This is a genomic window from Tabrizicola sp. (assembly GCF_016793705.1).
Classification (GTDB): domain Bacteria; phylum Pseudomonadota; class Alphaproteobacteria; order Rhodobacterales; family Rhodobacteraceae; genus Tabrizicola.
Genome location: NZ_JAEULO010000066.1, coordinates 54220 through 74859 on the forward strand (window position 1 = coordinate 54220; position 20640 = coordinate 74859).

Annotated in this window: 12 protein-coding genes; 8 read left to right on the forward strand and 4 right to left on the reverse strand. The window is 69.4% G+C overall.

Translation table 11 applies throughout. The annotated features are described in order from the left end of the window. The first annotated feature begins 45 nt into the window (after positions 1-45). The 6 genes from JNJ68_RS16750 to JNJ68_RS16775 all read left to right on the forward strand — a co-directional run bounded on the left by JNJ68_RS16750 (position 46) and on the right by JNJ68_RS16775 (position 14620). Positions 46-6372 carry a type I polyketide synthase gene (locus JNJ68_RS16750; RefSeq protein WP_294984047.1) on the forward strand — a complete coding sequence of 2109 codons (6327 nt, stop codon included), beginning with the start codon at positions 46-48 and terminating at the stop codon, positions 6370-6372. A 13-nt stretch (positions 6373-6385) separates the two neighbouring features. After that, complete coding sequence (locus tag JNJ68_RS16755; protein WP_294984050.1) at positions 6386-10915, forward strand: MupA/Atu3671 family FMN-dependent luciferase-like monooxygenase; 4530 nt, start codon at positions 6386-6388, stop codon at positions 10913-10915. Beyond that, positions 10912-11559, forward strand: a complete 648-nt coding sequence (locus JNJ68_RS16760) for a 4'-phosphopantetheinyl transferase superfamily protein (protein WP_294984053.1) — start codon at positions 10912-10914, stop codon at positions 11557-11559. Before JNJ68_RS16755 ends, JNJ68_RS16760 begins: the two co-directional genes overlap by 4 nt. Further along, positions 11556-12503 (forward strand): hypothetical protein, encoded by a 948-nt coding sequence (locus tag JNJ68_RS16765; protein WP_294984055.1) that lies wholly within the window; start codon positions 11556-11558, stop codon positions 12501-12503. Before JNJ68_RS16760 ends, JNJ68_RS16765 begins: the two co-directional genes overlap by 4 nt. Before the next feature lie 167 nt (positions 12504-12670). Beyond that, positions 12671-13279 carry a polysaccharide biosynthesis/export family protein gene (locus tag JNJ68_RS16770; RefSeq protein ID WP_294984056.1) on the forward strand — a complete coding sequence of 203 codons (609 nt, stop codon included), beginning with the start codon at positions 12671-12673 and terminating at the stop codon, positions 13277-13279. Positions 13280-13285: 6 nt separating this feature from the next. Then, positions 13286-14620, forward strand: coding sequence for a porin (locus tag JNJ68_RS16775; RefSeq protein ID WP_294984059.1), 1335 nt, complete (start codon positions 13286-13288; stop codon positions 14618-14620). A gap of 45 nt (positions 14621-14665) precedes the next feature. Here the strand turns inward: JNJ68_RS16775 and JNJ68_RS16780 are convergent, their stop codons facing one another. Continuing rightward, positions 14666-15637, reverse strand: coding sequence for a glycosyltransferase family 2 protein (locus JNJ68_RS16780; protein WP_294984061.1), 972 nt, complete (start codon positions 15635-15637; stop codon positions 14666-14668). Continuing rightward, complete coding sequence (locus JNJ68_RS16785) at positions 15634-16407, reverse strand: WecB/TagA/CpsF family glycosyltransferase (protein ID WP_294984065.1); 774 nt, start codon at positions 16405-16407, stop codon at positions 15634-15636. Before JNJ68_RS16785 ends, JNJ68_RS16780 begins: the two co-directional genes overlap by 4 nt. A 176-nt stretch (positions 16408-16583) precedes the next feature. Here JNJ68_RS16785 and JNJ68_RS16790 point away from each other — a divergent pair, with 176 nt between their 5' ends. Next, complete coding sequence (locus tag JNJ68_RS16790) at positions 16584-17474, forward strand: glycosyltransferase family 2 protein (RefSeq protein ID WP_294984066.1); 891 nt, start codon at positions 16584-16586, stop codon at positions 17472-17474. 2 nt (positions 17475-17476) lie between these two features. Next, a complete protein-coding gene (locus JNJ68_RS16795; protein WP_294984069.1) occupies positions 17477-18709 on the forward strand; it encodes a glycosyltransferase in 1233 nt (410 codons plus the stop codon). Between the two features lie 6 nt (positions 18710-18715). Here the strand turns inward: JNJ68_RS16795 and JNJ68_RS16800 are convergent, their stop codons facing one another. Both JNJ68_RS16800 and JNJ68_RS16805 read right to left on the reverse strand, forming a co-directional pair. Further along, positions 18716-19636 (reverse strand): DUF535 family protein, encoded by a 921-nt coding sequence (locus JNJ68_RS16800; RefSeq protein WP_294984071.1) that lies wholly within the window; start codon positions 19634-19636, stop codon positions 18716-18718. A gap of 15 nt (positions 19637-19651) precedes the next feature. Further along, entirely contained in the window at positions 19652-20623 is a 972-nt protein-coding gene (locus JNJ68_RS16805; RefSeq protein ID WP_294984074.1) for a glycosyltransferase, read from the reverse strand. Positions 20624-20640 lie beyond the last annotated feature (17 nt).

The window sequence follows — 20640 nt, forward strand, 5'->3', positions numbered from 1 at the left end:
CGGCCTTGGCGCAGGCCGCCGCAGCCATGTCGAGAGGGCAGGTGCATGAAGGACGTGATGCAGGACACCCCCGCAGACACCGACATTGCGATCGTGGGGATGGCCGCGCACCTGCCTGGTGCGGCCGACATCCAGGCGTATTGGGAAAACCTGCGTGACGGGCGCAGCGCTGTCCGGCAGCTGAGCGAGGAGGAAATCCTTGCCTCGGGCGAAAGCCCCGCCCTGCTGCGCAATCCGAACTATGTCCCGGCGGCCGCGCTGCTGGAAGGCTTCGACCGCTTCGATGCGGAATTCTTCGGCTTCTCGCCGAAAGAGGCCGCGATCCTGGACCCGCAGCACCGGCAGTTCCTGGAAGTTGCCTGGGAGGCGCTGGAGAATGCCGGCCACACGCCCGAAGGCTTCAAGGGCCGCATCGGCGTCTTCGCCGGTTGCGGCATGGGCAGCTATTTCTACTTCAACCTCTGCTCGAACCCCGCGCTGGTCGAAAGCACCGGCATGTTCCTCCTCCGCCATACCGGCAACGACAAGGACTTCCTGTCGACCCGCGTCAGCCATGTCTTCGACCTCAAGGGGCCAAGCCTCGGGCTCCAGACGGCCTGCTCGACCTCGCTGGTCGCCACGCACTACGCGATCCAGGCGCTGTTGAACGGCGAATGCGACATGGCGCTGGCGGGGGGCGTGACCATCGACCTGCCCCAGGGCCGGGGCTACATCTACAAGGAGGGTGAGGTCCTGTCGCCCGACGGGGTCTGCCACGCCTTTGACCACCGGGCGCAGGGCACGGTCTTCGGCTCGGGCGCGGGGACCGTGCTGCTGCGGCGGCTGGACGATGCGCTGGCGGATGGCGACCATGTCTGGGGCATCATCAAGGGGTCCGCGGTCAACAACGATGGGGCTGCGAAGGCAGGCTATCTGGCCCCTTCGGTGGAGGGGCAGTCGGCCTGCATCGCGACGGCGCTTGCCGTCGCGGGGACCCCGGCCGAGACGCTGGACTATGTCGAATGCCATGGCACCGGCACCTATCTCGGCGACCCGATCGAGGTGGCCGCGCTGACCGAAGCCTTCCGGCGCACCACCGACGCCAAGGGCTTTGCCCGCATCGGCAGCGTCAAGACCAACATCGGCCACCTGGATACGGCAGCGGGCGTCGCCAGCCTGATCAAGACCACGCTCGCCTTGCACAACGCGCAGATGCCGCCGTCCCTGAACTTCGAGGCGGCGAACCCGGCAATCGACTTCGACAACAGCCCCTTCCGCGTGAACGACCGCCTGACCGACTGGCCCCGCCGCATGGGCCCGCGCCGGGCCGGGGTGAACAGCCTTGGCGTCGGCGGGACCAATGCGTTCGTCGTCGTGCAGGAGCCTCCCGCCGTGGCGGCCCCTGAGGCCTCGGACTGGCCGTTCCAGTTGATCACGCTTTCCGCCCGCAGCCAGTCGGCCTTGGGCGAGGCGTCCTCTCGCCTGGCCGCGCATCTCAAGGCGCATCCGGAGCAGGACCTCGCCGACGTGGCCTGGACGCTGAAGCATGGTCGCCGCGCCTTCGAGCACCGCCGCGTGCTGGTGGCCGCCAGCCATGAGGAGGCCGCGAAGCTGTTGGAGGCGGGCGATCCCCGCCGCGTCTTCACCCAGCGCCGCCTTGGCGATGCCCCCGACGTCGTCTTCATGTTCCCCGGCGGTGGCGCGCAATACCCGAACATGGCGCGCGACCTGTACGAGACGGAACCCGTCTTCGCCGAATGGATGGACCGGGGCCTTGCCGCCCTTGGGCCGGCCGAGGCCGAGACTCGCGCCCTCTGGCTCCCGGCGGAGGGGCAGGAAGCCGCCGCCGCCGAGGCACTCCGCCAGCCGTCCAAGCAGTTGCCGCTGATCCTGATCGTCGAGGTGGCGCTGGCCAGGCTCTGGGAAAGCTGGGGCATCAGGCCCGCCATGCTGATCGGGCACTCGATGGGCGAGAACGCCGCCGCCTGCGTGGCGGGCGTCATGACGCTGGAAGCCGCTGTGGGCCTCGTCCGCCTGCGCGGGCAGCTTTTCGACACGGTGCCCGCCGGGGGCATGCTGTCGGTCCCGCTGTCAGAGGCGGCGCTGAAACCCTACCTTGGCGATCTCGACATCGCCTCGATCAACGCGCCGGAACTGACTGTGGTCTCCGGCTCCGACGCCGGTCTCAAGGACCTTGCCGAACGCCTCAAGGCCGACGACATCGACACCACCCGCATCGCCATCGACATCGCGGCACATTCGAAGATGCTGGAAGGCATCCTCGCTGCCTTCCGCGCCCATCTGGCCGGGATGCAGATGTCGCCGCCGCAAATCCCGATCATCTCCAACCGCTCCGGCCAGGTGCTGACGGATGCCGAGGCCACCAGCCCCGACTACTGGGTCGCCCATCTGCGCAACACCGTGCGTTTCGCCGATGGCATGGCGACCCTTCGCCAGAAGGCCGACCGGGTCTATCTGGAGGTTGGACCCGGCCGCGCGATGGCCTCCCTTGCGCAGGCGAACGGCGCGATGGGCGGCCAGCCGGTGCCCGCCAGCCTCCGCCACCCCGACGACACCGTCTCCGACGACCGCCATTTCATCGCCACCCTCGGCCGCCTCTGGGCCTGCGGGGCAGAGCCCGACCTGACCCAGCTCTGGGGCGAGGCCAAACGCCGCCGCGTCCCCCTGCCGACCTACCCCTTCCAGCGCAGCCGCTACTTCGTCGAACGCGGCCAGCCCGCCGTGGTGACCGAGGCCGACCTGACCCCCACCCGCCACGACAGCGTGACCGACTTCGGCTACAAGATCGGCTGGCGCGTGATGCCCGCCGACTGCCCGGTCGACGTTGAAACCGAACTGGGCGCACCCCTCACCTGGCTTGTCTTCGCTGACGAGGCGGGTCTCGCCCGCGCCGCCGTCCAGCGCCTGCGCGCGGCCAGCCACCGCGTCATCACCGTGCACGCAGGCGATGCCTTCGCCCGCACCTCGGACGACACCTACACCCTCGCCCCCGAACACGGGCGCGAGGGGTATGACGCCCTCCTCGCCGACCTCGCCCAGCGCAACCTGTCGCCCGCGCGCATCGCCCACTTCTGGCTGGTTACGGAAGGCGAGACCTTCCGCCCCGGTTCCAGCTTCTTCCAGCGCAACCTGGAGCAAGGCTTCTGGAGCCTCTTCTTCCTCGGCCAGGCGATGGGTGAAATCGGGCTGAAGCCCCTGCCCCATCTCACCGTCGTCACCTCTGGCGCCGCCCAGGTCCGCACCGAAGCCCTGCCCTACCCGGAGAAGGCCACGGTCGCAGGCCCCGTCCGCGTGATGCCGCGCGAACTGCCGGGGCTGACGGCAAGCCTTCTGGACCTGACTCTCGACCGCAAGACGATCCCGGCGGAAGCCGTCTCCGCCGTCCTCGAAGAAATGCTCGCAACACCGGCGAACACCGTCGCCGCCATCCGGGGCAGCCGGAGACTGGAAACCCGCCTCGTCCCGGCCAGGCTGCCCGAACCGGCCGAGGTCCCCGAAGGCTCGGTCTGGGTCATCACCGGCGGCTTCGGCGGGATCGGCGTGACCGTCGCCGAACGCCTGATGCGCGACCGCCATGCGAAGATCGCCCTGCTCGGACGGCGTGTGCCGGAACCGGGCAGCGTCCGCGCCGGGGTGCTCTCGCGGCTGGAACGGCTGGGCCGGGTCATGGCCGTCGCCGCCGATGTCTGCAACCCCGAGGACATGCGCGCCGCCTTCGACCGGGTGAAGGCCGAGTTCGGCCCGATCTACGGCGTCGTCCATGCCGCCGGGACGGTCGATGACGCCCCCCTCCTCGGCAAGGACCCCGGCAGCGCCGATGCGGTCCTGTCACCCAAGGTGCATGGCACCAAGCTTCTCGACAGCCTTCTTCCCGACGGCAGCGTCGACCGGATCGTGCTGTTCAGCTCGACCTCCACGGTGATCACCCCGGCAGGTCAGGCGGACTACGTTGCCGCGAACGAATACCTCAACGCCTTCGCCCGGTCGCGCTCGGGCGGGATGACCAGGGTGACGGCGGTCAACTGGGGCATCTGGTCGGGGATCGGCATGGCCGCAGATGCCGACGCCCGCCGTCAGGGCAAGGACGCGGGCGCCCCGCTGCCCGGCCAACTGGTGCTGGAGCGGATGCAGAAGGGCGAGGATGAAACCCGTTTTCACGCGACCCTGACCAAGGAGCACTGGGTGATGGACGACCATCGCCTGCTCGACGGCACCGCCGTCCTGCCCGGTGCCGCCTGGCCCGAAATCGCGCATGAGGCGCTGATGGCGGCGGGCGGCAAGCCGGGCCTCCAGCTTACCGACCTGACGGTGTTCCGCCCCCTGCGGCTGGAGGCCGACCTCCCCCGCGACCTGCGCGTCACCCTGACCCGCACCCGCGACGGCAACCAGCGCCTGCAAGCCCGCGCGCTGGAGCCGCAAGGTTGGGCCATGACCGCCGAGATGGGCGTGACGCCGCTGACCGCCCCGGCAGGCACGATCGACCTGGCTGCAATCGCCGCCCGCTGCCCGGAGAAAGCCACGGCAGCAGGGGGCGAGAACCTGCCTTCCGCGCAAGAGGACCGCATCGCCTTCGGTCCCCGCTGGCAGGTAATCCGGGCGACCGCCCTGGGCCACCGCGAGGGGCTGGCAACCCTTGCCCTGCCGACGCAGGCCGTCCAGGACACCGCGACCTGCACCATCCACCCCGCGCTCTACGACATCGGCACCGGCTGGGGCATCGCGCTTCTGCCGAAGGTGGAGGAAGGCTTCGTCTGGGCCCCGGTGATGACCACCGCGATCCGCGTCCACGGCGCGCTCCCGGCCGAAATCCGCAGCTGGGTGCGGCTGGCGGGCGATCCCGCCGAGGACGTGGCCAGCTTCGACGTGACCCTGACCGACCCGTCCGGGAAAGTGCTGGTCGAGGTCGAAGGCATCACCTTCCGCAAGGTCGCCTTCGAGGAAGCCCTCGCCCGCCCCGCGCCGCCGAACCCGCGCGAAGTGATCCGCGACGACGAGAGCCGAGGCAACTCCCCCGCCGAACAGCGCCTTGCCCAGGCCCTCGCGGGCGGCATCCGCCCCGCCGAGGGTGCCGAGGCCTTCCTCCGAGCCATCGCGGCGGACGGGGCGCAGGTGCTGGTCTCCTCCCTCGACCTCGACGCTTTGGTCAAACAGGCCAACGCCCCGGTGGCGGCGGAAACCGAAGGCCCCGGCTTTGCCCGGCCCGAGCTGGAAACCGCCTATGTCGCGCCCCGGAACAGCGTCGAGCGCATCCTCGCGGGCTTCTGGTCCGACCTCCTCGGCGTCGCCGAAGTGGGGGTGGAGGACGACTTCTTCACCCTCGGCGGCCACTCCCTGATCGCTGTCCGCCTGTTCGCGATGATCCGGCGGCAGTGGAAGGTCGATTTCCCGATCTCGGTCCTGTTCGAGGCCCCGACCATCGCCCGCTGCGCCGCCCTGATCATCGACCGCATCGGCCCGCAGGATGACAGCGCCCCTGCCGCCACCGAACTCGCCGACCCCGCGGGGCCGAAGTTCACCCATCTTGTTGCCATGCACAGGGGCGAGGGCGGGCCGAAGACCCCCTTCTTCCTCGTTGCCGGCATGTTTGGCAACGTCCTCAACCTGCGGCACCTTTCAAGCCTCCTCGGCACCGACCGGCCGTTCTACGGTCTTCAGGCAAAGGGGCTTTTCGGCGAAGATGCCCCGCACATGACCATCGAGGAGGCGGCAACCTCCTGCCTCGCCGAGATCCGGCAAGTACAGCCGAAGGGGCCCTATCTCCTCGGCGGCTTTTCCGGTGGCGGCCTCACGGCCTGGGACATCGGGAGGCAGCTGCGCGCCGAGGGAGAGGAAGTGGCGCTGATGGTGCTCCTCGACACTCCGCTGCCCGTCCGGCCGCATCTCACCAAGCCGGACAAGGCGATGATCAAGCTGGCCGAAATCCGCGCCGGGGGGCCGCAGTTCCTAGCCGAATGGGCCAAACGCCGCTGGGAGTGGGAACGTTCGCGCCGCGCCAAGGCCGCGAACGAACCCGATCCGACGGTTCCCTCCTACAACAACGCCGCCATCGAAACGGCCTTCCGCCATGCCATCGGCATCTACGACCTGAAGGGCTGGGAGGAAGGCAAGGTCGTGCTCTACCGCCCGCCGCTCGATCGCCGCTTCAAGGTGACCGGCGGCAACTGGGTCTCTTCCGCTCGGGAATATGTCTACCCCGACAACCTCTGGACGCCCTTCGCGTCCCGGCTGGAGGTGGTGGAAGTCCCCGGCGACCACGACTCGATGGTGCTGGAACCGAACGTGCGCGTATTGGCCGCACGGATGAAGGCCGCGATTCAGGCGGCCGAGGCTGGCGATCTTCGCCTGTCCGATCATAGACTTGCTGCCGAGTGACCGGAGATTCCCCATGACCCTGACCGCCCTTCTGATCGGCAACGAAAGCCTGACGGTGGACTGCGGCAAGCGCTGGCTGGAACGGGGCCACGCCCTCGCCGCCGTGGTGACGCGCGAGCCGAAGGTGGCGGGCTGGGCAAGCGCAGCTGGCCTCCGGGTCATCGCTCCCGGCGCGGGGCTTGAGGCGAGGACGGCGGGACTGGCGGTCGACTGGGTGCTTTCGGTCGCCAACCTGTCGCTGGTGCCGGACGCGGTCATGGCGCTGGCGCGGCAAGGCGGGGTGAACTTCCACGACGGTCCCCTTCCCGGCTATGCAGGCCTGAACGCCCCGGTCTGGGCGTTGCTTAATGGCGAGGCGACCCATGCGATCACCTGGCACCTGATGACCCAGGGCATCGACGAGGGCGAGGTGCTGGCCACCCGCAGCTTCCCCATCGAGGCCGACGACACCGCCTTCACCCTGAACGCCCGCTGCTTCGCCGCCGCCGTGGACAGCTTCCCCGAGGTGATCACCACGATGGAGGCCGGGGGCCACCCGCGCCAGCCGCAGGTTTCCGGCACGCGGCATGTCTGGCGCCGGGCCGACCGTCCCCGCGCGGGCGGTCTGCTCGATTTCACCCAACCCGCCGAGACCGTCGCCCGGACCGTCCGGGCGCTGGACCACGGCGGCTATCGCAACCCCCTTGCCGCCGCCAAGGTCGACGCTGCGGGCCAGATCTGGGCCGTGGGCGCCGCCGAAATCATCCTCGGTGACGGCGCTCCCGGCACGGTTCTGGGCCGCAGTGCCGATCACCTCGACATCGCCTGCGCCACTGGCGCGGTGCGGCTTTCCGGGCTGACCTGCCTCAAGGGGCTGCCCATCGACACCGCCCGTGCCGGGGCCGCGCTCGCCTCGCCGACCGAGGCCGAAGCCGCGGCGCTGGACGCAGCCCTCGCCCCGGTCGCGGAAGCCGAGCCCCGCCTGCGCGGCCTCCTCCTGAAACCCGATCCGGCGGTCACTGCCGCAGCCGGCACCGCCCCGGACTGGCGGCAAATCCCCCTCCCCGCCGCCGGAGCCAGCTGGCTGGCCCTCGCCGCGCTCCGTGCCCTCGGCCGCAGCGGCGGCGACATCGCCTTCGCCTCGGGACAAGACCCCGCACCGGGCCATGTGCTCCCCTGGGCTCCCGTGCGGCTCGACACCACCGGACCCGTCCTCGCCGCCGAGGCGCGGGTAGCCAAGGTCTTCGACGCTGCGAAAACCGCGACCGGCCTCGCTGCCGATCTCGCGCTCCGCGAGCCCGCACTCACCGCACTCACCCCCTCGGGCCTTGCCGTCAGCGAGGGGTCCGGGCCGCTCGCCGGGACCGCTGTGACGCTGGCAGGCAACGCGCTCTGGCACGACGCGACCACGATTTCCACCAGCGAAGCCGCCACCCTCGCTGCCCGGATCACCCGCCTCCTCTCCGAGATGGCCGCGCATCCCGAGGCCGACCTCGCGGACCTCAGCCCGCTGTCCCAGGCCGAAACACAGGTCTACGCGGGCGCCTTGCATGCCACCGCACGGGACTACGACCGCAGCCTGACCATCCCCGCGGCAATCCTTGCGCAGGCCCGGCGGACCCCCGATGCCGTGGCGGTGATCGCGGGCGAGACGAAGCTCACCTACGCCGACCTCGCCACCCGCGCCGCCCGGATCGCGAACACGCTTCGCAGCATGAACGTCGGCAAGGGAACTCTCGTCGGCCTCGCCTGCCGCCGCTCGACCGACATGGTCGCGGGCGCGCTTGGCATCCAGCTGGCGGGCGCGGCCTATGTCCCGATGGACCCGGCCTACCCCGCCGACCGGCTCGCGCTTTATGCCGAAGATTCCGGCTGCCCCGTCATTCTCACCGAAAGCGCGGTGGCCGAGGCCCTGCCGCAAGGCCCCGCGCACCTCATCCTCGACACCGACCCGCGCCTTGCCGAAGCCGCCACAACCCCGCCGACCGGCCCGACCGCCGAAGACCCGGCCTATGTGATCTACACCTCCGGCTCCACCGGCAGGCCGAAGGGTGTCGTCGTCACCCACCGCAACGCACTGAATTTCTTCGCGGGCATGGACGACGTGCTCGGCACCGACGCGGGCACCTGGCTTGCCGTCACCTCGCTTTCCTTCGACATCTCGGTGCTGGAGCTGTTCTGGACCCTCACCAACGGCTTCACCGTTGTCCTCGCCGACGATGCCGCGCGGGTGCGTCCCTCGGGCGGCGGCAATCCCGGCGTCTCCACGCGGGGGATGGAGTTCTCGGTCTACTACTGGGGCAACGACGACCTGCCCGGCCCCGCGAAATACGAGCTTCTCCTCGAAGGCGCGAAATTCGCCGACCAGAACGGCTTCTGCGCCGTCTGGACGCCCGAGCGTCACTTCCACGCCTTCGGCGGCCCCTACCCCAACCCCTCCGTCACCGGCGCAGCGGCGGCGGCGATCACGAAGAATATCGGTGTGCGCGCGGGCAGCATCGTGGCGCCGCTGCACCATCCCGCCCGCATCGCCGAGGAATGGGCGATCATCGACAACCTGACCAACGGGCGCGCCGGGATGGCCTTCGCCTCCGGCTGGCAGCCGGACGATTTCGTCCTCCGCCCCGAGAACACGCCCCCCGCCAACCGGCAGGCGCTGTTCGATGCGCTCGACCAAGTCCGCCGCCTCTGGCGCGGCGAGGCGGTGGAGTTCCCGAGGAAGGACGGGACTCCCTTTGCCGTGAAGACCCAGCCCCGCCCGGTCTCGAAGGAAGTCCAGGCCTGGGTGACGACCGCCGGAAACCCGGAAACCTGGCGCGATGCGGGGAAGGCGGGGGCCAATGTGCTGACCCACCTCCTCGGCCAGTCCATCGCGGAAGTGGCCGACAAGGTGAAGCTCTACCGCGCGGCATTGGCCGAGGCCGGGCATGACCCCAAGCGCCACAAGGTCACGCTGATGCTGCACACCTATCTGGCGGCGGAGCGTGAGACCGCGCGGGAAGTGGCGCGCGAGCCGATGAAGAACTACCTCCGCTCGGCGGCGGCCCTGATCAAGCAATACGCCTGGGCCTTCCCCGCCTTCAAGAAGCCGCAGGGCGTGGCGAACCCGATGGACATCGACCTCGGCTCGCTGGCCCCGGATGAGCTGGAGGCGATCCTCGACTTCGCCTTCCTGCGCTACTTCGACGATTCGGGCCTGTTCGGCACCGTGGAAGACGCCGTGAAACGGGTCGAGGAGTTGAAGGCCATCGACATCGACGAGGTCGCCTGCCTGATCGACTACGGCATCCCGACCGCCGTGGTGCTGGACGGCCTGAAGCCGGTGGCCGAGGTCCTGCGGCTGACCAATGCCGGGGCTGGCGCGGACGAGACGATGGCAGGCCTGATCCAGCGCCACGGCGTCACGCATCTGCAATGCACCCCCTCGATGGCCCGGATGCTGGCCGAGGACGACGGCGCCCGCGCTGCCCTCAACGGCCTGACGCGGATGCTGGTCGGCGGCGAGGCCCTGACGGGGCGGCTCGCGGGCGATCTCGCCAGCCTCATCGGCACCCCGATCCTGAATATGTATGGTCCGACCGAGACGACGATCTGGTCCTCGGTCGAGACGACGACCGGCGCGGAGGGCGTGGTCAACATCGGTCAACCCATTGCCAACACGTCGCTTTATGTGCTGGATGACGCGCAGGCCCCGGTCGCCGACGGCCAACCCGGCGAGCTTTGGATCGGCGGCGAGGGTGTGGCGCAAGGCTATTTCCAGCGCCCCGACCTGACCGCCGACCGCTTCCGCCCCGACCCGTTCGCGGGCGCCGGACGGATGTACCGAACCGGCGATCTGGTGCGCAAACGCGCCGACGGCAAGCTCGACTACCTCGGCCGCGCTGACTTCCAGGTCAAGATTCGCGGCCACCGGATCGAGCTGGGCGAGATCGAGACGGCACTGGAAGCCGCCCCCGGCATCCGGCAGGCGGTGGTCATCGCGCGCGAAGACCAGCCGGGCGACGTGCGCCTCGTGGCCTATGTCACCGCCGACGGGCCGGTCGACGAACCGGCGCTCAAGGCCCACCTCGCGGTGCATCTGCCCGAGGTCATGGTCCCCGCCCATATCGTCAGACTCGACGCCATGCCCTTGACGCCGAACGGCAAGGTCGACCGCAAGGCGCTGCCCGCCCCCTTCGCCGCCACCCCGGTCGCGGCGAAGCCGGTCGCTCTGGAAGGCGGGATCGAGGAGACCATCGCCGCCGTCTGGGCTCGCGTCCTTGGCGTGCCGCAGGTCGGGCGGTCGGACAACTTCTTCACCCTTGGCGGCCATTCGCTTCTGGCGGTGCAGGCGCATCGCGAGATGAAGGTGGCGCTGAACTCCGACCGGCTGGCGATCACCGACATCTTCCGCTTCCCCGTCGTCTCGGCGCTGGCCGCCCATCTGGGCAAGTCGCTGCCTGCCACCGCGTCGGCCCCCGCCGCTGCGCCCACTCCGGCCGCAGAAAGCGCAGCCGACAGCCGGATGGACGCGATGGCCCGGCGCCGGGCGATGCGCGAGGCGCGGGAGAAGGCGCTGGGATGACTGCCGCGACCCCGGCGGTCGAGACGGCGCTCCGCGCGCTCTTCCCTGCCGGGGTCGCTGTAGCCGCCGAAGCCATCGCCCCGGCCAGTGCTGCCCAGCTCTGGCCCGAGGAACAGTCGGCGATGGCAGGCGCCGTGCCTTCCCGTCTGGCCGAGTTCGCCGCCGGACGTACCGCCGCCCGGCGGGCACTGGTCCAGCTTGGCCAGCCCCTCCAGCCCCTGCCGATGGCCCCCGACCGCGCCGCGATCTGGCCGGCGGGGGTCTCCGGCTCCATCGCCCATGCCGCGGGCTTCGCCATCGCGGTGGCCCGGCATGGCCCCGCGCTTGGTGTCGACATCGAGGACGACACCGCCATCCCCTCCGACCTCTGGCCCATTCTCTGCGGGCCGGACGAATTGCAGCGGCTGGCCCGCGGCACCGGCCATCAGGTCAAGCGCCTCTTCTGCGCCAAGGAAGCCGTCTTCAAGGCGCAAGCCCCGGGCAGTCGCGCCATGTTCGGCCATGAAATCCTGTCTGTCACCCTTGCCGGGAACCAGTTCGATGCCCAGTTCCTTGACCATGCCGGGGCATTCCGGGCCGGACAGATCGTCCGGGGCCGGATCGCCATGGTGCACGGTCTGGTACTGGCAGGGGTGGCGGTGTGACAGTGACGCGGCGGTCGGCCCTTCTTGCAGGACTTGCGGCGCTGGTCGGCGGGGGCGGGCTCTACGCGCTCCTCCGCTCGCCCTCCGCCGCCTCGGTCCGCGCGCGGCTTGCGGCGACGCAACCTGCGCCGACCGGCCCGCTTTCGGTCTTCCACCTCGGCCACAGCCTCGTCAACCGCGACATGCCGGCGATGCTGGCCCAACTCGCCCCCGCCGGGCACCGCTACGACAGCCAGCTCGGCTGGGGCACCACGCTCCAGGCGCATTGGGGTGACGCGCCGGTCAGCGGCTTCGAGACGGAGAACGCCCACCCCCGCTTCCGCCCCGCGCACGAGGCGGTGGCCAGCGGCGACTACGATGCCATCGTCCTGACCGAGATGGTCGAGATTCGCGCCTCGATCCGCTGGTACGACAGCCCGGAATACCTTGCCCGCTGGGCCGAAAAGGCCCGCGCCGCGCGGCCCGACGTGCGGCTCTACCTCTATGAGACCTGGCATCCGCTGGACGACCCCGAGGGCTGGCTGACCCGGATCGACCTCGACCACGAACGCTACTGGCTCAGGCAGGTGCTGGGACCGGCCCTGCGCAAGCTGCCGAAGGACACGCCGATCCACCTGATCCCGGCGGGTCCGGTGCTTGCCACCTTCGTCCGCGAGGTCGAGGGCCGGGGCGGCCTCGGCAATGTGCGCGACCGCACGGACCTTTTCGCCCGCACCGAGGATGGCGGGCTGGACGTTATCCACCTCAACGATATCGGCAACTACCTCGTCGCCCTGGTGCATTTCGCCGTGCTCTACCACGCCTCGCCCGTCGGCCTGCCCCATGCCCTGAGCCGGGCCGACGGCAGCCCCGCCACGCCCCCCGATCCCGATACCGCGCTGCTCATGCAAGAGATGACGACCCGGGTCGTCGACAGGCTGGGGCTGTCCGGCATCCGCACCTGATGTGGCAATTCGGCCACCGCGCCCGCCAATCAGGCTACCGGCGCCCGACCGACCCCGATTCGGCCCGCATGGGGGTGCATTTCCTCTTTCCGAACCGGCGCGAGACAAATACTCTTGCGAAGATGCAGTCGTGTCCCGTTTTGACCGGACGCTAGGGAGTATTTTCGATGACCATCCTTCGCCGCCTGGCCGCGATCCTCTTTCTTCTTCCGCTTCTGGCGGCCCCGTCCTGGGCCCAGGATTACCGCGTCCGTCCGGGCGATGTGCTCCAGATCGAGGTCCTCGAGGATTCGACCCTGAACCGCACCGCGATCGTGCTGCCCGACGGCCAGATTTCGCTGCCGCTCGCCGGATCGGTGCGCGCCGCCGGTCGCAGCCTTGCGCAGGTCCAGGCCGACCTCGCCAGCCGCCTGGCGCCGAACTTCGCCACCGCGCCGACCGTTTATGTGACGCTCAGTGCACTGGCGGAACGCACGCCCGCCGCCCCCGCCGCACCGCGTCTGACCGACATCTACGTCCTTGGCGCCGCGAACACACCCGGCAAGGTCGAGGTCAAGCCGGGCGCCACGCTGCTTCAGGCGCTGGCCCAGGCCGGTGGGGTGACGCCGTTCGCGGCGAAGAAGCGCATCCAGTTGCGCCGGGTCGACAAGTCGGGCGTCGAGAAAGTCTACAAGTTCGACCTTGACGCCATCGAACGCGGCGAAGCCGGTGCCGGCGCGACCCGTCTGATGTCCGGCGACGTGATTGTCATTCCGCAGCGCAAACTGTTCGAGTGATCTGCCATGCGCCAGTCTGGCCTCGCCCTGGGCGGTTTCTGTGCCGTCTGCGCCGCCCTGTCATCCTCTGCCGCACTGGCACAGGACGGCGGGATGCGGATCATCTTCGGGCTGGAGAACCGGCTGGAATTCTCGCGCAATGACCGGCTGTCGGTTCCGGCGACCGGCAGCAACATCAGCAATGCGACGCGGCTCTCCTTCGGCCTGATCAGCAACCGCGAGATCGACCAGCTGGAATTCTCGGCCTCGGGAGCGCTCATCGCCGAGAACGGAACCGACGGTCCGGGAACCGAGTTCACCTTCGGCGAGGAGGAGGTCACGCTCAGCTACCACCGCGAGGTTCCGGCAGCGGTGTTCGACCTGCGCGCAAGCTACCGCCATGACGATGTCGACGAGTTCGACGACGATCTTGCCGGCTTCGATGAAACCGGCACCCGTACCGATTCCCGGATGGAAGCCAGGCTGGAAACCGGCCGCACCTCGTCGATCGGTTTCGCCCTGGGCGCGGCCTATCAGGCGACCGACTACCAGGACACCACCGACCCGGATCTTGAGGACAGCACCGAAGCCAGTGCCGATCTGGCGGTGATCCTTCATGCCTCGGAAATCGCCACCGGGCGGATCGGCTTGCGCTACAGCCGGGTCGAGGAAGAGGATGCGGCCGACACCCGCACCGATACGCTGACCACTTATGCGGGGCTCGACTATTCCCTGAGCGAGCGGCTCGATCTGTCTGCCGAGATCGGCTATGTCGAAAGCGAAACCGAGGAATTCGGCGTGATCGACCGGACGACCGGCCCTGAACTCAGCCTCGGCCTGACATACGACATGCCGGTGGGTAGTGCTCTCGCCCTGCTTCGCATCACCACTGACGACGATGAGGGCCAGCGCGAAACCTTCGAGATCGGGCGCGACCTGGAAACCCCCACCGCGACGATTTCCGCCCGGCTCGGCGTCACCCATGCCGACGAGGCCGGAACCGACCTGATCGGCCGTCTCCGGGTCGACCGTACTCTGCCCGACGGCACGCTGGGCCTGGTCCTGGAACGCCGCACGAGTTACGACGACGAGCCGGTGCTCAACTCGCTGGCCGCGCTGAGCTGGACCAAGTCGGTGAACGAGCTGTCCTCGATCTCGTTCGGCCTGACCTACGAACAAAGCGACGCCGCGAGCGAGCGGATCGAGCAGGTCTCCTTCGGTGCAAGCTACCATCGCGAGTTGACGGCGGACTGGAATCTGGACACGGGCGTGGGTTACCGGGTGCGCAATGACGCGGACGGTCACGCGGAATCCCCGACACTGTTCGTCTCGCTCAGCCGGGACTTCGAGTTCCGGCCCTGATCCGGTGATATCAATGGCGGCCGGTGAACCCGGTCGCCTTTTCCATCAGGCTTTTTTCCCGCCGCCGAACACCTGCCGCAGCGCATGACCGGTCAGGTCGCGCAGGAAATGCGGCGGTCCGCCGGTGGTGACACCGCGCTGGACCACCCGGCGCGCTTGCCGGATCATCGCGCCGGCCAGATAGGCCAGCGTGACGCCGATCGCCCGCCCCGTGCCCCCCGCCTTGCGGTAGTACAGCCATCTGCTGTCGAACCAGTAGCCCGGCACCCGCGTCCAGGCCTTCATTCCCGTCGAGACCGAGCCGATATGCTCCACCCGGCTTTCGCGCACATAATGCGTCGGCCATCCCGCCTCTGCGGCCCGGCGACAAAGGTCGGTTTCCTCGAAATACAGGAAGAAGGCCTCGTCGAAGGTTCCGACCGAGCGCACCACCCCCTCGCGGATCATCAGGCTGGCCCCGGCAAGCCAGTCGACCTGCCCGCTGGTTTCGGGCAGGGCCATCCGAACGGTCCGCTTCGCCAGCAACCGGCTGACCGGCCCGGTCAGCGCCGCCGCCTCGAACTCGGAGGCCGCCGAAGGGAAGCGGAAACAGGTCGAATGCGGATCGCCGTCGGGGCCGTGGATGTAGCTGCCCGCCAGGCCGACCTTCGGATGCCGCTCCAGATACTCCATGAGAAGGCGAATCGCATCCGGCGCCGGGAAGGCGTCCGAATTCAGAATGTAGATGTAATCCGGTCGCACGCCCCCCGGCAGGCCTAGCCGGATGCCGATATTGTTGCCGGCCCCGAAGCCGCCGTTCCGGCCCGACTGGACCACCCGAAACCGGGGCCGGTCCCGCAGGGCCTCGCTCATCCGCTCGAAGGACCCGTCGCCCGAATCGTTGTCGACCACCACGATCCCGCCCGCGATCCCCTCCATCGCGCGCTCGGCCGCATCGGCCGACTTCAGCGTCATCTCGGCAGTGCGCCAGTTCAGGATCACCGTCAGCACGGTGGGATTGCGGTCCGCGCCGGTCATTTCCGCCCCGCCCGTGCCGCCAGCGCCTGCCCGGCCAGCGAGGGCATGACCAGCGCGCAATCCAGATAGCGCCGGGCCAGGCGGCGCGGGTTGGTCAGCATCCGCCACAGCCACTCCATCGCGATCTTCCGCACCCAGACCGGCGCGCGGGTCTGGTGGCCCGCGATGAAATCCAGCCCCGCCCCGATCGACAGGAACCCCAGTTCCGGGTGCCGCGCCAGCCCGCGGGCGGCTAGGCGCTCCTGCTTCGGCGCCCCTAGCGCCAAGAGGCAGATCCGCGCGCCCGAACCCGCGACCTGATCCAGAGCCGCATCCGCCGCCGCGCCGTCGGGGTCGAAGCCATAGGGCGGCGCAAGGCAGGCCGCGACCTCCAGCCCCGGATTGGCGGCCTTCAACCGCTCTGCCGCCAGCTCCAGCACCGGCTCGGTCGAGCCAAGAAAGGCCACTGGCGTGCCCAGCCGCGCCGCCAGCGCCGCCACCGGCGCGATCAGCTCCGACCCCGGCACCAGGCTCACCGGCCGTCCGGCCAGCCGCGACATCCAGACGATCGGATTGCCGTCGGCGACCACATGGCTGTGCGCCCGGTAGGCCCGCAGGAAGGCCGGATCGCGCCGCATCTTCACCACATGGTCCAGGTTCAGCGTGGCGATGGCAAAGCCCTTCCCCGCGCGCAGACACGCCTCGACATCGGCCAGAAGCGCGGCTTCGGTCGGGAAGTTGACCACGGAAAGCGCATCGAACGCCGCAGCCGGGGGACTGTCACCCACCATCAATGTCCTCCGCCTTTCTCTCGTCACAACTGTCTGGCACAGGGCCAGACTGACAGGCGATTGTTCATTCGCCGTCAAGCAGATAGTCTCGTCTTTACTGGGTCCAACAGGGTTTTTTCGTGGCATTGGCGCGGAAGTCTTTCGGAAATCCGCCGGATCAGCCGGTTTGTGCACCGATGCTGTCCATCGTCGTGCCGACCTTCCGGCGCGAGGCCTACCTGCCGCCTCTGTTCGCCGCTGTGGGGGAACAGGTGGCGGCTCTGCCTGATCCCGTTGAACTGCTGTTGGTCGACAATTCCCCGGAAGCCTCGGCCAAGGGCGTCCCCGCACCCGGTTTCGTCCGTTACCTCCACGAACCCCGCACCGGCGTGGCCCATGCCCGCAACCGGGGCGTGGCCGAGGCGCGGGGAAGCCATGTCATCTTCCTCGACGATGATGAACTTCCCGCCCCCGGCTGGCTTGCCGCCTTCGCCGCCGTTGCCCACCGGGGTGCCCGCGCCGCATTCGGCGCCGTCGAGCCGCGCTTCGAATCCTCGCCTCCCCCCGCCCTCCTCACACCCCTCGACCGCATCTTCAGCCGCCGCCTGCCCGCCGCCATCGGCGCCGAGGTGCAATCGCTCCGCGCCTATCTCGGCTCGGGCAATTCGATGTTCGCCCGGACAACTCTGGCCCTGGTCGACCCGCCCTTCGACACATCGTTCAATGCGGGCGGCGAGGATGTCTGGCTTTTCCGCCAACTCGACGACACCCACCGCATCCCGATGATCTGGTGCCCCGAGGCCTTGGTCCACGAACTCGTCCCGCCCCGCCGCGCGACGATGGATTTCCTGCGGCAGCGGCGGTTCAGCGACGGCCAGCTGCGCTGCCTGGTGGAAAGCGATGCCGGGGGCCTGCGCGCCCTGGCACGCGTCGCGCTCTGGATGGCGGTCGGCGCGGCGCAGCTGGTGATCTTCGGCCTGGCGGCGATCGTGACCCGGCCCTTCTCCGAACCCCGCTCGGTCCGCCTCCAGCTGGCCGCAGTCGGGGGGGCCGGCAAGCTTCTCTGGTGGCGACGGCGCAAGGAATGACCATGGACAACGGCCCCATCGCCTATCTGACCGGCGACTATCCCAAGGTCTCGCACACCTTCATCCTGCGCGAGGTCGAGGCGGTCCGCGCCAGCGGTGTCCGGGTCCTCACCTGCTCGATCCGCCAGCCGCCGGAGGCAGAGTTCAAGGGCCAGGAGGAACTCCGCGCCCGGTCCGAGACCTTCTACGTCAAGACGGCGGCGAAGAACCCGGCCCGGCTTCTGGCCGCGCATGGCCGGGCGATCCTGCGCAGTCCCGGCACCTGGGCCAGGACGCTCGCGCTGGCCGTCCGGATGCGCGCACCCGGCCTCAAGGCTTTGATCTGGCAGCTCTTCTACTTCCTCGAAGCCGGGGTTCTGGCCGACCACCTGCGCCGCAACCACGCCCGCCACCTGCACAACCATTTCGGCAATTCCAGCTGTTCGGTCGCCGTCCTTGCCGCCGAACTGGCGGGCATCCCCTTCAGCTTCACCGAGCACGGCCCCGCCATCTTCTTCGAGGTCGACCGCTGGGCCCTGCCGGAAAAGATCGCTCGCGCCGCCTTCGTGGTGGCAATCACCCATTTCTGCCGCTCGCAACTGATGCTGTTCTCCAGGCCGGAACACTGGAGCAAGATCACCATCGTCCATTGCGGCGTCGATCCTGCCGCCTACCGCCGTGACCCCGGCGGCAATGGCAAGCGCGTGGCCTTCGTCGGCAGGCTCGACCCGGTGAAGGGTGCGCTGCTCCTGGTCGAGGCGATGGCCACCGTCCTGAAAGCCCACCCCGATGCACAGCTCACCCTTGCCGGCGATGGCCCCGCCCGCACCGGGGCCGAGGCGAGGGCCAAGGAGCTTAGGATCGACAGAGCAGTCCGTTTCGCAGGCTTCATGACCCAGGGCCAGGTCGCCGACCTTCTGGCGAATTCCGACATGCTGGTGCTCCCCTCCTTCGCCGAAGGCCTGCCCGTCGTCTACATGGAGGCGCTGGCCTCCCGCATCCCGGTCGTCGCCAGCCGCGTCGCAGGGGTGCAGGAACTGGTCGAGGATGGCGTCACCGGCTACACCGTGCCGCCCGGCGATGTGGCGACGTTGGCCGACCGGATGATCCGGCTGATGGATGATCCCGCCACCGCCCGGACAATGGGCGAGGCCGGGCGCAAGGCGGTCGAAGCCGGGTTCGACATCCGGGCCGAGGGTGCCCGGCTGGCAGAAATCTTCACGAAGGGCGGACCGGGCGGGCGGCTCCGGCTCTGATTCCGGTCAGCTGTCCGCGAAGCGGACCGGCTTCACTTCGGGCAAGGCCGCCAGCAGGGCGGCTTCCAACCCGTCCAGGAACTCGAACCGCTTGCGATACATCGACCGCTTGTTCGGCTTGATCGTGGCTTCGTCGCGCCGCTCGGGCGACATCGGCAGCTCGAAGAAATCGGCACCGATCGCCACCCCGCCCCGGTCGGCCCAGATCCCGTCATAATCCTGCGTGCTGCTCTTGCCCCCGCCGAAATAGGCGTGCCGGTGGTGCCGCGCCGCGTCGCTGACCCCGTAAAGCCGGGCTACGCCGATCTGGCGCAACAGCATCTTCAGCGCTTCGAGCAGGAAGTCGCGCGGGCGCAAGCCGTGCAGGACCTTGGTCAGCGTGCGATAGGTTTCCAGCATGTCGTCGCGGTTCCGGCCCTGGATGCCGCCGATCCAGGCGGTCAGCTGGCCGTCGGGCTCGCGCCGCAGCGAGAAGGCGATGGAAAAGGCGCGGAAACTGTCGATGAACAGGTTCAGCACCAGCCCGCCTTCGCGCAGGAACCAGATCGGTTGATCCAGCACCAGCCGCAGTCCCGGCACGACCTCGCCCAGGTCGACCAGCACCAGCCGCTCCTCGCAGTCGAAGGGAAAGGGCGGGCCAAGCGTGTCGATCACCGTGTAATGCGCGATGATACGGGCCAGGCGCTCCTCCGCCTCGAACGAGGCCGAGAGGTAGGGCCAGAGCAGCGCGCCGATCAGTTCGGGCCGCTGGCGCATGATGCGCTCCAGCGCCGTGCCCGGCGGCGGCGCCAGCAGGGCTTGCGTCAGCGGATAGGCGCGCAGACCCGCCAAAACCATCCGGCCCTGCCGGGCAAGCGCAGAAGGCCCGTTGCCGGGAAAGGTGCGCCGCGCAGCCGATACCAGGGCCGACCGTCCCGTCAGGGCCATGTGCTCAGGTCTCCGTCACTTGTATTCGATCAGCGCCGCACGACGGTGCAAGAGCCGGTTCAGCCAGAATTGCACGACACCCATGGCTTCGGGAAGTTTTCCCAGCGTCAGGAAGAAGGCGCGCTCCAGACCAAGCCGCCGCCGAAGCCGCAGCACCTGCGCCGGATAGGCCGCGAAGACCAGCGCCGCCCAGGGGGTGAAGATCATGCCCAGAAGGCCCGCCAGCGGCAGGCCAAGCCCCCAGAGCAGCGCCCGCCGGGTTTCGGCAACCCAGTGGAACTCCGGCGCCGTGCCATGCATCGCCGCCCCTTCGGCAAAGGCGAATCCCGCCCGCCGCGTGCGCTTCCACCATTGCCCGATCCGCTGCATCGCCGCGTCGTGCAGCGTCATCTCAGCGTCCAGCCGCCAGACCTGCCATCCGGCCCGGCGCAGGCGCAGGCAAAGCTCCGGCTCCTCACCCGCGATCAACGCCGGGTCGTAGCCGCCGACCTGCCGCACCGCCGCACTGCGCATCAGCGCATCGCCGCCGCAGGCCTTTGCCTCGCCCGGAGGCGTATCCCATTCGGCATCGCAAAGCCGGTTCCAGACCGAGGCCTCGGGATGCATCTCACGCCGCCTGCCGCAGACGACGGCGACCTTGGGATGCGCGACCAGATAGGCCCGCGCCACCGGCAGCCAGCCCGGCTGCACCCGGCAATCGCCGTCGACGAACTGCACGTACTCGGGCGCGCCTGCCTCCATCAGCCGCGCAAAGCCCGCATTGCGCGCCCGCGCCGCAGTGAAGGGCACCGTCCCGTCCAGCTGAACCACCACCGCCCCGGCCGCAGTCGCCGCGGCCACGCTGCCGTCAGTCGAACCGGAATCGACATAGACCAGGGGGCGCGCGCCCAGGGCAAGCGACTCGAGGCAGGCCACCAGCCTTGCACCTTCGTTGCGGCCGATGACCACCGCGCCAAGGCTGCCCGCCGCCAAATCCTGCTGTGTCAATCCGCGCTTCCAAATTT

What these genes read in the sequence shown, in the direction of transcription:
- JNJ68_RS16750 (WP_294984047.1), top strand. Translation starts at nt 46, where the DNA reads ATGAAGGACGTGATGCAGGACACCCCCGCAGACACCGACATTGCGATC.
- JNJ68_RS16755 (WP_294984050.1), top strand. Translation starts at nt 6,386, where the DNA reads ATGACCCTGACCGCCCTTCTGATCGGCAACGAAAGCCTGACGGTGGAC.
- JNJ68_RS16760 (WP_294984053.1), top strand. Translation starts at nt 10,912, where the DNA reads ATGACTGCCGCGACCCCGGCGGTCGAGACGGCGCTCCGCGCGCTCTTC.
- JNJ68_RS16770 (WP_294984056.1), top strand. Translation starts at nt 12,671, where the DNA reads ATGACCATCCTTCGCCGCCTGGCCGCGATCCTCTTTCTTCTTCCGCTT.
- JNJ68_RS16775 (WP_294984059.1), top strand. Translation starts at nt 13,286, where the DNA reads ATGCGCCAGTCTGGCCTCGCCCTGGGCGGTTTCTGTGCCGTCTGCGCC.
- JNJ68_RS16780 (WP_294984061.1), bottom strand. Translation starts at nt 15,637, where the DNA reads ATGACCGGCGCGGACCGCAATCCCACCGTGCTGACGGTGATCCTGAAC.
- JNJ68_RS16785 (WP_294984065.1), bottom strand. Translation starts at nt 16,407, where the DNA reads ATGGTGGGTGACAGTCCCCCGGCTGCGGCGTTCGATGCGCTTTCCGTG.
- JNJ68_RS16790 (WP_294984066.1), top strand. Translation starts at nt 16,584, where the DNA reads ATGCTGTCCATCGTCGTGCCGACCTTCCGGCGCGAGGCCTACCTGCCG.
- JNJ68_RS16795 (WP_294984069.1), top strand. Translation starts at nt 17,477, where the DNA reads ATGGACAACGGCCCCATCGCCTATCTGACCGGCGACTATCCCAAGGTC.
- JNJ68_RS16800 (WP_294984071.1), bottom strand. Translation starts at nt 19,636, where the DNA reads ATGGCCCTGACGGGACGGTCGGCCCTGGTATCGGCTGCGCGGCGCACC.